Genomic DNA, 14106 nt, shown 5'->3' on the forward strand with positions numbered 1-14106 from the left:
ATGCGCATGGTCCTCCCGCTGGCTTTGGGTACTGTCATATCGCTGCTTGGCACACTGCTGCCCGGCCTGCTGAATATGACTGCCGCCCGTGTAAGCCTCCGCGACGGACGAAAGCGCGCTGTTATTTATTGCCTGGGCGCTGTTACTGTAATATTCTTCCAGGTTTATATTGCGGTATCTTTCGCAAAGTTCATCAACCGCAACCCTGATATCATTGATATGCTGCAGGAAGTGGGGATTGGTATCTTCGGTTTGCTGACCATCTACTTTTTGTTCATAGCAAAAAAGCCGATTACAAAACAAGAGGAGGAAGCAGTTTCGGTCAAGAGCAAAACCGGACGATATTTTTTAGGGGTATTGCTCTCGGCGCTCAACTTTTTCCCATCCCGTTTTATGTTTTCATCAGTATCACCCTTGCTTCTTATGGCTATTTTGACTTTGCCGACCCAATTTTTGTGCTGATGTTTGTGTTGGGGGGTGTAATTGGCGCATTTGTAATGCTTTATCTTTATGTAGTGTTCTTTAAAAATTTTCAGGACAGTTTAGGCTTTATTACCCGCAATATAAATTACATAATTGGGGGCGTAACCGGTTTGGTCGCAGTCATTACACTTATAAAGTTGTTAAAATAAAGTTAAACGCTACACCCCTATGTCAAAAGAGAGCAACAACTTTTTCGAACAGGTTTATGATGTCGCTGCACAGATACCTTTTGGCAGGGTAACGTCATACGGCGCCATCGCAAAGTACTTAGGTGCAGCGCGTTCCGCCCGGATGGTAGGCTGGGCTATGAACGCAAGCCATGATCGGGAAGATGTTCCGGCGCACCGGGTTGTGAACCGTGTGGGGCTGCTTTCCGGAAAACATCATTTTGAAGGGACAAATCTCATGCAGCAGCTACTTGAAAATGAAGGTGTTAAAGTAAAAGACAATAAGATTGTAAAGTTTGATAAGCTGTTTTGGGATCCTGCAAAAGAGCTTTTGTAATCCTTCACTTTTAACCCTAAACTAAACCTATTTCTGTTTTTCTGTATCGTCATTTACTATTATCTTTGCAGGGAATGCAATCCCGCTAAAAAGATTGCGCGATTATCCAGATGAAACTAGACAGAAAAGAGATACTTAAAGCCCTTGAAACCATAACAATAGCCGGAGAAGGCACAAATATGGTAGAGAGCGGCGCAGTTCGCAACGTGTTGACTTTTGGTGATGAAGCCGTGGTTGAGGTTGTGATGCACAACCCGGCCATGCACATACGCAAACGTGCTGAGGCTGATATCATTAAAACGATACATGAACAAATAAGTCCCGATGCCAAAGTTAAGGTTAACATCAAGCTTGAAACGCCGGAAAAGCCTGAAATTAAAGGAAAGTCGATTCCGGGAATTACAAATATAATAGCCGTTTCCTCAGGTAAAGGCGGTGTTGGTAAATCAACAATCACCGCTAACCTCGCTGTAACCCTTGCAAACATGGGCTTTAATGTAGGTGTACTTGATGCCGACATATATGGCCCATCAATGCCGATAATGTTTGACGTGGAGCGTGAACGCCCGATTTCAGTACAGGTTGATGGTAAAAGCAAGATGAAACCTATTGAGAGCTACGGTGTTAAGCTGCTTTCTATTGGCTTCTTTACATCGCCCGAACAGGCTGTGATTTGGAGAGGCCCTATGGCATCTAAAGCGCTGAGCCAGATGATATTTGATGCTGATTGGGGCGAGCTTGACTTTATGTTAATTGACCTTCCGCCGGGAACAGGCGATATTCACCTGAGCATCATGCAGTCTCTGCCGGTTACAGGTGCGGTTGTAGTAAGCACCCCGCAGGCTGTAGCACTTGCCGATGCGAAAAAAGGCGTAGCTATGTTCCAGCAGGAAAGCATTAACGTGCCGGTGTTGGGCATTATAGAAAACATGGCTTATTTCACTCCGGAGGAACTTCCTGAAAATAAATATTATATCTTTGGGAAAGAAGGTGCTAAAAACCTAGCCGAGGACCTTAGCGTACCATTTCTGGGTGAAGTGCCAATAGTACAGAGCATACGAGAGGCCGGCGATTATGGCCGTCCAGCTGCAATGCAAACAGGTACTCCTCTTGAGAAAGTTTTTGAGGAACTGGCAAGAGAGGTGGTGCAGGAGACAGTAAACCGCAATGATAACCTTCCGCCGACGGAGGCTATCAAGATTACAACTATGGCAGGGTGTTCGGCAGTTAAAAAGAACTAAGATGATGATGACAACAGAAGAAATAAAACTAAACGTTGAGAAAGCCCTGGATGAAATAAGGCCTTTCCTTGAGTCTGACGGCGGTAATATTGCGCTGATTGATATTGAGGACGACAGACACGTGAAGGTGCGCTTAGAAGGCGCCTGCGTAGGTTGCAGCGTTAACCAGATGACATTGAAAGCAGGTGTGGAGACAACTATTAAAAAGTACGCTCCCCAGATTGAGACTGTGACCAATGTTGCTTAAAACTTTTTCAAGAATTTAATTGGATGGCACTGTGCCGTTCAACGTATATTTTATAATGATTACTACAGATATCCTTATAATAGGTGCCGGCCCTACGGGGCTTTTTGCCGTATTTGAAGCAGGGCTTCTTAAACTGAAATGCCATATTATAGACGCACTTCCGCAGCCGGGAGGCCAGCTTTCTGAACTTTATCCTAAAAAGCCGATTTTTGATATACCTGGTTTTCCGTCAGTATTGGCAGGTGATCTGGTGGATAACCTGATGGAACAGATAAAGCAGTTCCAGCCGGGTTTTACGCTGAATGAAAAGGCTGAAACCATTGATAAGCTTGAAGATGGCACATTCATAGTTACAACGAATAAAGGAACAAAACATCATGCTAAAGCTGTAGCCATTGCAGGCGGATTAGGGAGTTTTGACCCGCGTAAACCTTTGATTGAAGGGATTGATGCCTATGAAGAAAATGGCGTGGAATACTTTGTGAAGGACCCTGAGCTGTTCCGTGACAAGAAGATAGTAATTGCAGGTGGTGGTGACTCAGCTCTTGACTGGAGTATTTTCCTTGCTGATGTTGCGAGCGAAGTAACGCTCATACACAGGCGAAATGAATTCCGCGGTGCGCTTGACTCGGTTGAAAAAGTACAGGAACTGAAGAAGCTTGGCAAGATAAACCTTATCACTCCGGCTGAGGTTACAGGCATTATAGGTGACGGTACAGTTGAAGCGCTGGAGATTGATAGGGAAGGCGAAAAGTCAACCATTGAGACTGATTATTTTATTCCGCTTTTCGGGCTTACGCCAAAATTGGGAGCCATAGCCAACTGGGGTCTTGAGATTGAAAAGAATGCCATAAAAGTTAATAATGCACTTGATTATCAAACCAATATAGAAGGCATCTATGCCATTGGTGACATCAATATATATCCGGGTAAACTAAAACTTATTCTTTGCGGATTTCATGAAGCAACACTTATGTGCCAAAGCGTTTATAATAAGCTGAATCCGGGTAAGAAATATGTACTGAAGTATACTACGGTAAGCGGTGTTGACGGATTTGACGGAACCCGAAAAGAAGCAGAAAAGCAAGTAGTAAAAGCGATTGAGTAGTGGATATTACCATAAAAATAACCGACCGCGAAGGTGTTGTACACGAAGTTCAGGCGCCGACAGATATGGCCATGAATATCATGGAACTGTGCCGCTCTTACGAAATTGCCCCTGAAGGCACTATTGGAGTATGCGGCGGTATGGCCATGTGTGCATCATGCCAATGCTATGTACTTAACGACGTAGAACTACCCCCGATGGAGCCTGATGAACAAGCTATGCTGAGCGAAGCATTTTATGTAAAGCCAAACAGCCGCCTTGGCTGCCAGATAGCCATTACTGAAGAACTACACGGGCTTGAGATAGAGCTTGCACCTGAAAGCTAAATCAATTTAAAATATTGAAAAGGCAGGACTCATAGAGCACCTGCCTTTTTTATTAAAACAAACATTATACATTTAATTCTTCACAAATTTCAATGTTGTTGCTTTATCAGCCTTTCCAAGTTTTATAAAATAAACTCCATTTGTTAGCGTGTTTATATTAACCGTTGCAGAATTGCCTCCGTTTAATTTTGATGCTACAATAGTTTGGCCCATGCTATTGTAAATTATGTAGCTGTCAAGCAATTCACCATTAGCTGAAGCAATATGAAGTATATCAGTTGCAGGATTAGGATACACATTTATGCCTTGTAGTACAAATGAGTTTGAAGAAAGTGGCTGCCAAACAGTGGATGTTGTAAGTGTTGCCCTTCTGGGAGAATTTTGAAGTACAGCAAGCATGCGGCCTTTTTGGTTCTGCGTGAATATATTCATACAGGCATCCGGTGTGTAGTCCATATAATTTTCAATCATATCTGCACCTGCTGCATTGGGGCAACTGTCAATATAAGCGCAATCATAATTAAGCTCTTTAACGGCAGGGGTATCGGGGCAGTAATCTTTTGTTGAGTCTACACTATTTACAGAACATGTAGTGTTATCACCATCAACGTGGCGCAGGCCAAAGCAATGTCCAATTTCGTGTGTAGCTGTACGCCCTGCATTGTAAGGCCATTCATAAGTACCTTGAGGATAAATAGCTTGAGAGCCAAAATATTTATAGCCGATAATTACACCGTCAGTATTAGAGGCACCTTCATTGCTGTTGAGTCCGCCAAGCCCTGATTGGGACGGAAATTGTGCGTAGCCAAGAATGTCTGTAAGATCGCCTCCAAAGTTACATACCCAGATATTAAAATATTTAGTAGGGTCCCATGAGGTTTGCGGCTTCATAATCGTTTCCACCTGTGTTTCACTCCAGCCGGCCCGGTTATAATAAACCCGGTGTATACCATTTGTGGCATTGCCCTGCGGGTCAACCTGCGCCAGGGCAAATTGTATCTCCATATCGGCTCCAACAGGGTTGGTATTATAGCCGGGAGTGTTAATCATACGGCGGTAATCCTGGTTCAGGGACCGTTATCTGAGACAGCACTTGTGCATCTGCAATATTTTCATTAACGCCGACAGACGTTTCATTATGTATTACATGTACTACTACGGGTATGGTTACTACGGCAGAAACAGACTCTGTAGATGACATTCGCTGCGCCTGTATCTGTTGTATCTTAGGGGCAATCCATTGTTCAAACTGAGCAGTAGTACTGCGCTCAGGATGTTTTTCCTGAAGATATTGTTCATATTCTGTCGATGCACATCGTATACGTCCATTATCTGGATTCACCCTGTCAGATGTGATTGTTTTGCCAAAAAGTTTTGGCTGTTGCTGTGCAAAGCCGGCAACTGTTGCAAACATTCCTGCCGTAATGGCAAGTTTTAAAATAAAGTTCTTCATAATCCTAAAATTAGCAGGCAAATCTACGATTTAGAATTAAACTTTTGTTATATATGTAAATTTATTCTAAAATAATGTTGCAAAAATATTACAATAGCACAGCACATTACCAAAGTTGTATAGCCATTATATTGATGCTAAATCTTCATGAAGTATATTTTGATGAATGGCATCCCAAAGCCCAATGCGTTTTTCCAGTGCAAGTTTTGAAATTTCCTCAGCTTCCTTCCATTTTACCGGGTCTTCGCCGCAAAGGCTTTCAATCATCTCCATTGCCATAGGGCCATGTTCATCGGCATCCAGTTCTATATGCCGCTCAAAGTAATAGATAAGGCTGTCAAGGTTAGCTTTTGGGAAATTAGTCCTGAAATTCCTGAGTATTTCAGTAAACATTGACGGTATCAGCTCTTCACGCCCAAACGTAAAAGCAGCAGCAATTTCATGAGGGTTGCCACGGTCAATCACCCTAAATGTAAAATCAAGGAATGCTTTAATATTATCATGAAGCCTGCTCTTCTTTATAGAAACAAATATATTCTGGGTTGCAATAACATCATCAATAAAAGCCTGTATTGCACCAGTGTTTGCACCAAGATCTTTCATGGCCTCAACATACATTTCAAAATGGCTTAGCCTTTCACCACGTATATTTATATCAGTTTCTTCGGCAAGTACTATTTCATTAATGAGGTAGCGCATCTGCGGATTTCCTACCGGAAGCCAAGGCACTGAGGTGCAGGTAAGTTTGTTCTGAAGGGCTTTAAGCAAAGACATAAAATCCCACACAGCATATACATGGCTTTCCATAAAATGCCTTAGGTCTTCAATGCTTTTTATATCGTTATAAAGCGCGTGATTTAAAAGTTGTTCTCTTTGAGCAGCTATACTGCCCTTGATTGTAGCAATAGTCATAGCGGTATTTTTTACAAATTTACACAACGTATTATTTATATCTATATACGTTAAGATTGATTTTAACGATTCAAAAATAGTGCCTGATTATGAAGTTAATTTCAATAAAAAAGCCGCATCAGTTAGTTGCGGCTTATTTATCTGGTTTTGCGTGATTTATTTAAACGCTGCATGGCCTGTAATATCCATACCTGTAATCAGCAGGTGAATGTCATGCGTACCTTCATAAGTAATAACGCTTTCTAAATTCATCATATGGCGCATAATTGAGTATTCGCCGGTAATACCCATACCGCCAAGTATCTGGCGTGCCTCGCGGGCTATATTTATAGCCATGTCAACATTGTTGCGCTTTGCCATAGATATCTGTGCTGAAGTAGCTTTGCCCTCATTACGCAATACGCCAAGCCTCCATGTAAGAAGCTGTGCTTTTGTGATTTCGGTAATCATTTCGGCAAGTTTTTTCTGCTGGAGCTGTGTTGCTGCAATAGGTTTGTCAAATTGCACGCGCTCTTTAGCATAGCGTAGCGCAGTATCATAACAGTCCATTGCTGCACCTATGGCGCCCCATGCAATACCATAACGTGCTGAGTCAAGGCAGCCAAGGGGTGCGCCAAGCCCTGATTTGTTCGGAAGCAGGTTCTCTTTAGGGACTTTTACATTGTCAAAAATAAGCTCACCCGTTGCAGATGCACGGAGTGACCATTTATTGTGGGTTTCAGGTGTGCTGAAACCTTCCATGCCACGCTCTACAATTAGCCCATGTATGCGGCCTTCTTCGTTCTTTGCCCATACAACAGCAATGTCGGCAAACGGAGCGTTTGATATCCACATTTTTGCGCCGTTTAGCAGGTAATGGTCGCCTTTATCTTTAAAGTTGGTAACCATGCCCCCCGGATTAGAACCGAAATCAGGCTCGGTTAAACCAAAACAACCCATAAATTCACCGGAGGCAAGTTTAGGCAGGTACTTCATTTTCTGTTCTTCATTACCATATTTCCAGATAGGGTACATAACGAGTGACGACTGTACTGATGCTGTTGAGCGCACACCGCTGTCTCCTCTTTCAATCTCCTGCATGATAAGGCCGTAAGAAATCTGGTCAAGGCCTGCACCACCGTATTCTTCAGGTATATACGGGCCAAAAGCGCCGATATCAGCCAGGCCTTTTATAATTTGATTTGGAAATTCCGCCTTTTGGGCATAATCTTCTATAATTGGAGATACCTCACGCTTTACCCACTCGCGGGCAGCGTCACGCACCATCTTGTGCTCTTCTGTAAGCAGCTCATCTAAAAGGAAATAGTCAGGAGCCTGGAAAAGATCTGGTTTCATGAAGTTTGTTTTAACTGGGGCAAAAGTAAATAAGAAACCTAACAAATCAATAAAAAAATGTGTGATTTTTTAAGAAAGCAATTAGTAAATCATGTTACGCAACAAATAAAAAACCCCGGCATAAGCCGGGGCTTTAACCAACAAATTAAAAAACCACTTACTTCCATCCTCCGCCCAGAGAGCGGTATATGTTTACCATGCTGTTCATTTGCTGCAGCCTGGTTTCAATCAGGTCAAATTTAGATTCCAATGCATCGCGCTGCGTCATCAAAACTTCCATATAATCAGCCCTGGCCGATTTAAACAAGTCATTAGATATTGCCGATGACTGGTTCAAAGCCTCTACTTCTTTTGCCTTCAACTCATAGCTGCTTTGCAGGTTGCTTACCTTCGAAATCTGGTTAGCAACTTCAATATAGGCATTCAGTATCGTGCGCTCATAATCAAACACCGCCTGCAACTGTTTGGCATTTGCTGTATTATATGCGGCTTTGATAGAGTTCCTGTTGATAAGCGGCGCCGTAAGGTCTCCAGCAAGGCTGTAAATCAGTGACTGAGGTTTCACGATGTATGATGGGTCGAAAGCCCTGTAGCCTATGCCTGCCGTGATGCCTAGTTGCGGATAAAAACGTGCACGCGCCGATTTCACATCGAGCTTTGCAGCTTCCAGATTAAACTCAGCCTGGCGGATATCAGGCCTGTTAGCAAGCAGTTGCGATGGCAAACCGGCCTGCACCACCTGCGGTACAAGATTATCAAATGTCTCTGTGCTTCGGTCTACATGCTGGGGAAAACGCCCCACAAGAAAATTAATCCTGTTTTCGGTTTCTACTATACGCTGCTTTATTTCGTATTGAAGGCTTTGTGTATTTAATACCTGTGCCTGAAACCTGCGTACTGCCAATTCAGTAACACGGGCAGCTTCTTTCTGCAGCTTTACAATTTCAAGTGCATTAGTTTGTATCCCGATGTTTTGATTAATTATAGCCAGCTGATTGTCAAGCGCCAAAAGCTCATAATACGAATTGGCAATCTCTGAAATCAGGTTAGTCACCATAAAGTTCTTGCCCTCTACGGAAGCTAGATAACGGTTGACAGCAGCCTTTTTAGAGTTTCGAAGTTTTTTCCATATGTCTACCTCCCACGTAGCATACGCCCCAATAGTATAATCCTGTAGCGGCTCTGGATTCTCCTTGCCATCTACAATAGCAATGTTATGTTCCAGCGCACCAATGTTGGTATAGCGCGAAACCTTATCAACACCCGCACCTCCACGTAGTCCGGCAGACGGTAGGTATTCCCCTTTTCGGGCGCGAATCTCATTTTGCGAGATGTTTATCTCCTGCATTGTGATGTTCAGTTCCTGGTTGTTTTGCAGGGCAGTGTCAATCAGGGCAGTTAGATTAGGGTCTGTAAAGAACTGTTTCCATTTCACCGATGCGCTATTGGCACTGTCGGCAACTGCACCTGCAAATTCAGCCGGCACTGCTTTGTTCTCAGCGCGCGCTACATCTCCTGTCTTGCAGCTTATGATGCCTGTTGCCAAAAAGGCAACAGACAGGCTCAAATATATTATCTTCTTCAACATATTATTCTGTATCTTTTGTTTGTGAAGGTTCTTCAATATGGGTAAAGTCATCTATCTGGTGTACCAATGCTTCTGACAATGAACTTTCTTCTTCATATTTAATGAGTTTACGCCCATCTGCCAGTGAACCAAATATGTAGTATAATCCCGGTACGATAATCACCCCGAATATGGTTCCGAACAACATACCTCCCAACGCAGCAGAACCAATGGTTTTGTTACCGATTGCACCAGCACCCGTTGCAATAATAAGAGGAATAAGCCCTGCGATGAATGCAAATGATGTCATAAGGATAGGGCGGAAGCGGACTTTCGCGCCTTCAATTGCGGCCTCAATAATGCTGAAGCCCTCGCTCCGTTTCTGGACTGCAAATTCAACTATAAGCACCGCATTTTTACCTAGAAGCCCGACGAGCATGATAAGACCAATCTGTGCGTAAATGTTATTCTCAAGCCCCATAAGCTGTAACACGAGAAATGTGCCGAACACACCCACAGGAAGCGAGAACACAACCGCCAGCGGAATGATAAAGCTTTCATATTGTGCGGCAAGTACAAAGTACACAAACGCTAATACTATCCCGAAAATATATATTGATTCATTACCGCGGTTTGATTCGTCAAATGACAAACCTTCCCATGCAATATCGTAACCTCTAGGCAGTTTTTGCGCGACTTCGCGTACTGCTGCTATAGCATCGGCGGTTGTGTAACCTTTCGCCGGAAGACCCTGTATAGCGGCAGAGTTATACATATTATAGCGCGTAATCTCGTTGGGTCCCTGTGTTTTAACCAGCTTCATAAACGCAGAGTACGGCACCATTTCGCCACGGTCATTCTTCACAAAGAGGTTCAAAACATCTGACGGAAGTCTCCTGAATTTAGGGTCAGACTGTACATACACCTTGAAAAAGCGGTTGAACTTGATAAAGCCCTGCTCATAAGTACTACCGATGAGTATATTCAGGTTTTCCATGGCTTCGCCGATAGACACACCTTTCTGCATGGCCAAGTTATTGTCGATTTCCAATTCGTACTGCGGATAGTTGGCAGCAAAGAAGCTGAACAGGCCCGTAAGCTCTTTACGCTTGCCAAGCTCATCCATAAACTGCTTATTTATTTTGTCAAAATCCTGATAATCGGTAGTGGTATTTTTGTCAAGCAAACGCATTGAGAAACCGCCTGAAGAGCCAAAGCCCGGTATGGCCGGCGGTTCAAAAAACTCAATCTTGGCGCCAAGGCCTTTTGATTTTTCTTCAAGTTCTTCCATGATTTCGGTAACATCGTGCTCACGGTCATGCCAGGATTTAAGGTTGATGAGGCATGTGCCGGCGTTTGACCCGCGGCCTTCAGTCATAATCTCATAACCGGCAAGCGATGACACTGATTCCACCCCGTCTACATGTTCACAAATCTTTTGCAGCCTTTGTGATACTTGGTTTGTGGTCTCCAGTGTTGAGCCCGGCGGTGTCTGTATTATCGCATAAATGGTTCCCTGATCTTCACTTGGTATGAATCCTGACGGGAGTATCTTATTTACAACGAATGTACCGATGCAGAAAAGGATAAGTACAATCCAAGTCACCCACTTGCGGTTGACAATTTTTCTGAGAATCCATACATACTTACCGGTCATCTTGTCAAAGCCGCTATTGAACTTGTCAAGGCCTTTGGTAAGGATGTTCTTCTTCTTTTCGTGCCCGTGGTGGTTTTTTAGCAACATAGCACAAAGTACCGGTGTGAGCGTAAGTGCGATTATTGCAGAAATTACGATGGAACTTGCCATAGTAATTGAGAACTGGCGGTAGAAGGTACCTACTGGGCCTGACATAAAAGATATTGGCAGGAATACCGATACCATTACCGCCGTAATAGCGATGATGGCACCTGTAATTTCACCAAGCACCATTTTTACGGCTGCGTACGGCGTGATGTGCGGATATTCTTCAAACTTGGCATGCACCGCCTCGACGACGACGATTGCGTCATCAACCACAATACCAATAGCCAGTACGAGGGCAAAAAGCGTCACGAGGTTGATTGAAAGACCGAAGAACTGGATAACGAAAAACGCACCAATTAGTGACACAGGTACCGCGAGAATTGGTATAAGTGTCGAACGCCAGTCACCCAGGAAGATAAATACTACAATTGCAACAAGGATGAAAGCATCTCTCAAAGTATGGATAACCTGCTCTATTGAAGCGTCAAGGAAATGCGAAACGTCATAACTTATCTTATAGTCCATTCCCGGCGGGAAGGTTTCTTTCATCTCCTCTAGCTTCGCCTTTACATTGGCAATTACATCACTTGCGTTACTGCCGTAGTTTTGCTTCAAAACAATAGAGGCTGAGGGGTGGCCGTCAAGATTTGAGTAAATATCGAAGAATTCACTTCCCAGTTCGGCATGGCCGATATCTTTCAGCCGGATGGCTTCACCTTCAGAGTTAGCACGTACAATCACGTTCTCATATTCTGCCGGTTCACTGTAGCGGCCTTTATATGTCAATACGTATTCAAGCGATTGTGCCTGTATCCCGGAACTCTGCCCAATACGCCCCGGTCGGCCCACTATACTTTGCTCGCCCAATGCCTTCATAACTTCATCTACCGAAACATTGTAGGCACGCATGCGCTCCGGGTTTAGCCATATACGCATAGCGTAGGTACGGCTACCCAGAATCTGGCTCCGCCCAACTCCTTTAATCCTGTTGATTTCAGGCAGCATCTTTACGCTGGCATAGTTATACAGGAACTTCTCATCCATGCCTTTGTTTTTCGCATAAAGGTTTACATACATAAGCATGCTGGGCTGTATAGGTGTGATAACAACACCCTCGCGCTGCACAAGTTCGGGTAATAGTGGCATTACCTGGTCAACCCTTGTCTTAACGCGGATAACTGCCTCGTTAGGGTCGGTTCCCGGTTCAAAAATTACCCTTAACGTGGCCTCACCGGCACTGGTAGCATCGGTTGCCATGTAGCGCATATCCTGCACACCGTTGATGGAGTTTTCAAGAGTGATAAGCGTTGATTTTACCAATACATCGGCACTTGCGCCTGGGTAGGCGATAAATATATTTACCGTTGTAGGTGCAATTTCAGGAAATTGTGATGTAGGCAGCTGGAATATGGCCAAAGCTCCCATAAAAACTATCATTATAGATATAACAATAGCAAACACAGGCCTGTGTATAAATTTACTAAACATGATGTCTCTTTTTAATGCTGGTTAATTACTCGGCGTATAACTCAAGGTGAGACAGTACATGTTCAGGTTTTTCCAGCTTATATTCAATTTTCTGGTTTTCCTGTACAAGGCGCAGGCCTTCAAGAAGTATCTTGTCGGTTGTAGAAAGGCCTTCACTGATAATGAAAATATGTGGAAGTTCAGCAGCTATCTTTATTTCGCGTGACCTTACTTTGTTATCCGTATCAATTACGTAAACATATTTTTTCTCAAGCACTTCAAACGTTGCCTTCTGCGGAATTATAAGTGCATTTTTAAAAGGCTTTGTCATTTGTATGTTACCGGTTTCTCCGTGCCTTAAAAGCCCTTTAGGATTAGGGAATGTAGCCCTGAAAGCGATGTTTCCCGTTTCGTTATTGAAGTCGGCTTCAATGGTTTCAACAATACCCGCATGGCTAAACTTTTGTCCGTTTGCCATCATCAGGTTTACATTCATTTTGGTGCTTTTCTGTGCGTTGGCCTGATAGTCAAGGTATTCAGATTCAGGTACATTGTAGTACACCCACATTTTACTGTTGTCTGAAAGTTCTGTAAGCAAGTCGCCTTCATCTACCAGACTTCCCTGCCTTACATGGAAACGGTCAATGATTCCGTCATAAGGTGCGCGTATCTGCGTAAACTGCAGGTGTACCTGAGTTAGCGACATTTCGGCTTTAGCTTTGTCAAGCTTGGCTTTTGCCATTGCCAACTCATTAGGCGCAACAACATTATTATCGGCAAGCTTTTTTGTGTTTTTGTATTCAATCTCGGCAAAGCTTACTTCTGCTTTTGCTTTTTGAAGTTCTGCTTCATAAAGCCGGGGCATAATCTGGAATAGCAGCTGCCCTTTCTTTACTGCCTGCCCTTCGTCAACGTATATGTTTTCAAGATAGCCTCTTTCCTGTGCCCTTAATTCAATATGGCGGAAAGAGTGTATCTGGGCAACGTAATCTTTACTTATTATGGTGTCTTTACGAACAGGAGTGGTTACAAGGTATTTCGTGTGTTCTTCTTCGTGTTTTTTTCTGATTGGCAGGCAGTATGCAGGAGTAAGCTGCACACAACCAGAAGCATTAGTATCTTCTTCATATTTGTACAATGTTTTTAGAAATTTGATTTAAAGCTGCAATGATAAATGCAGTCATATGTCAGATACAGATAATTGTAGCAGACAATACAGCGTTTGCGGCAGATACCGCATATTTAAATCAAATCCTGAAAACTTCGTACAAAATGTACTGACTGGAAGATAACGAGTGAAAATGGCTGCCGGAAGGACAGAATTTTACATAAGTATCTCTGGCAATTTTTAATACTGGGGTATAGTAGTTGCGTAAGTAAGCGCTTTCGCTTGCAATAATCTTTTTGCCGAGAAGAATTTTATGCAGTGAAAGCTCTTCCTCTTCTTCCTCGTTATTAGAAGTCTCAATCTTATCGGTCTGCTTTTCAAAATGAGGGAGATTATAATTCTCAATTGAAGTGTAGCCATACAGTAGTGTATGTAACCTGTCATTATTATCACCGATAAGTGATTGTTGTGCATGTGAAATGCCTGCTGCAGGCAGTGCATAAGTTTTACCAGCGGCTCCTAAAAGGATGAGCGCTAAGAGTAAATAATACTTTGTCAGTAACTTTTTCACAAGGCAAAATTAGATAAAAAATTAATTCTACAAGATAATA

The 14106-nt window shown here is 43.3% G+C and carries 14 protein-coding genes; 6 read left to right on the forward strand and 8 right to left on the reverse strand.

The window, feature by feature from the left end; genetic code table 11:
• The 6 genes from LRS05_RS04625 to LRS05_RS04650 all read left to right on the forward strand — a co-directional run bounded on the left by LRS05_RS04625 (position 1) and on the right by LRS05_RS04650 (position 3909).
• Positions 1-462: a LysE family transporter gene (locus LRS05_RS04625; RefSeq protein WP_257867251.1), complete on the forward strand. Its 462-nt coding sequence runs from the start codon at positions 1-3 to the stop codon at positions 460-462.
• Positions 463-651: 189 nt separating this feature from the next.
• Entirely contained in the window at positions 652-987 is a 336-nt protein-coding gene (locus LRS05_RS04630) for an MGMT family protein (RefSeq protein ID WP_257867252.1), read from the forward strand.
• Positions 988-1097: 110 nt separating this feature from the next.
• Complete coding sequence (locus LRS05_RS04635; RefSeq protein ID WP_257867253.1) at positions 1098-2228, forward strand: Mrp/NBP35 family ATP-binding protein; 1131 nt, start codon at positions 1098-1100, stop codon at positions 2226-2228.
• A 7-nt stretch (positions 2229-2235) separates the two neighbouring features.
• Positions 2236-2475: a NifU family protein gene (locus LRS05_RS04640; RefSeq protein WP_257869232.1), complete on the forward strand. Its 240-nt coding sequence runs from the start codon at positions 2236-2238 to the stop codon at positions 2473-2475.
• A 55-nt stretch (positions 2476-2530) separates the two neighbouring features.
• Positions 2531-3583 (forward strand): NAD(P)/FAD-dependent oxidoreductase, encoded by a 1053-nt coding sequence (locus LRS05_RS04645; protein WP_257867254.1) that lies wholly within the window; start codon positions 2531-2533, stop codon positions 3581-3583.
• Positions 3583-3909: a 2Fe-2S iron-sulfur cluster-binding protein gene (locus LRS05_RS04650; protein WP_257867255.1), complete on the forward strand. Its 327-nt coding sequence runs from the start codon at positions 3583-3585 to the stop codon at positions 3907-3909. Before LRS05_RS04645 ends, LRS05_RS04650 begins: the two co-directional genes overlap by 1 nt.
• 72 nt (positions 3910-3981) lie before the next feature.
• Here the strand turns inward: LRS05_RS04650 and LRS05_RS04655 are convergent, their stop codons facing one another.
• From LRS05_RS04655 to LRS05_RS04690, 8 genes are all read right to left on the reverse strand, one after another.
• Positions 3982-4959 (reverse strand): T9SS type A sorting domain-containing protein, encoded by a 978-nt coding sequence (locus LRS05_RS04655; protein ID WP_257867256.1) that lies wholly within the window; start codon positions 4957-4959, stop codon positions 3982-3984.
• The gene (locus LRS05_RS04660) at positions 4952-5362 is read right to left on the reverse strand and encodes a hypothetical protein (RefSeq protein WP_257867257.1); all 411 of its coding nucleotides are present in this window, start codon (positions 5360-5362) and stop codon (positions 4952-4954) included. Before LRS05_RS04660 ends, LRS05_RS04655 begins: the two co-directional genes overlap by 8 nt.
• Before the next feature lie 126 nt (positions 5363-5488).
• On the reverse strand, positions 5489-6274 hold the full coding sequence (locus LRS05_RS04665) for a DUF3050 domain-containing protein (protein WP_257867258.1): 786 nt from the start codon (positions 6272-6274) through the stop codon (positions 5489-5491).
• A gap of 156 nt (positions 6275-6430) precedes the next feature.
• Positions 6431-7609 (reverse strand): acyl-CoA dehydrogenase family protein, encoded by a 1179-nt coding sequence (locus tag LRS05_RS04670; RefSeq protein ID WP_257867259.1) that lies wholly within the window; start codon positions 7607-7609, stop codon positions 6431-6433.
• A 157-nt stretch (positions 7610-7766) separates the two neighbouring features.
• The gene (locus LRS05_RS04675; protein ID WP_257867260.1) at positions 7767-9197 is read right to left on the reverse strand and encodes a TolC family protein; all 1431 of its coding nucleotides are present in this window, start codon (positions 9195-9197) and stop codon (positions 7767-7769) included.
• Position 9198: 1 nt separating this feature from the next.
• Positions 9199-12408 (reverse strand): efflux RND transporter permease subunit, encoded by a 3210-nt coding sequence (locus LRS05_RS04680; RefSeq protein ID WP_257867261.1) that lies wholly within the window; start codon positions 12406-12408, stop codon positions 9199-9201.
• Positions 12409-12433: 25 nt separating this feature from the next.
• On the reverse strand, positions 12434-13525 hold the full coding sequence (locus tag LRS05_RS04685; RefSeq protein ID WP_308224820.1) for an efflux RND transporter periplasmic adaptor subunit: 1092 nt from the start codon (positions 13523-13525) through the stop codon (positions 12434-12436).
• Between the two features lie 109 nt (positions 13526-13634).
• Positions 13635-14066: a hypothetical protein gene (locus LRS05_RS04690; RefSeq protein WP_257867262.1), complete on the reverse strand. Its 432-nt coding sequence runs from the start codon at positions 14064-14066 to the stop codon at positions 13635-13637.
• Positions 14067-14106 lie beyond the last annotated feature (40 nt).

The organism is Flavobacterium sp. J372 (assembly GCF_024699965.1).
Lineage (GTDB): Bacteria > Bacteroidota > Bacteroidia > Flavobacteriales > Flavobacteriaceae > Flavobacterium.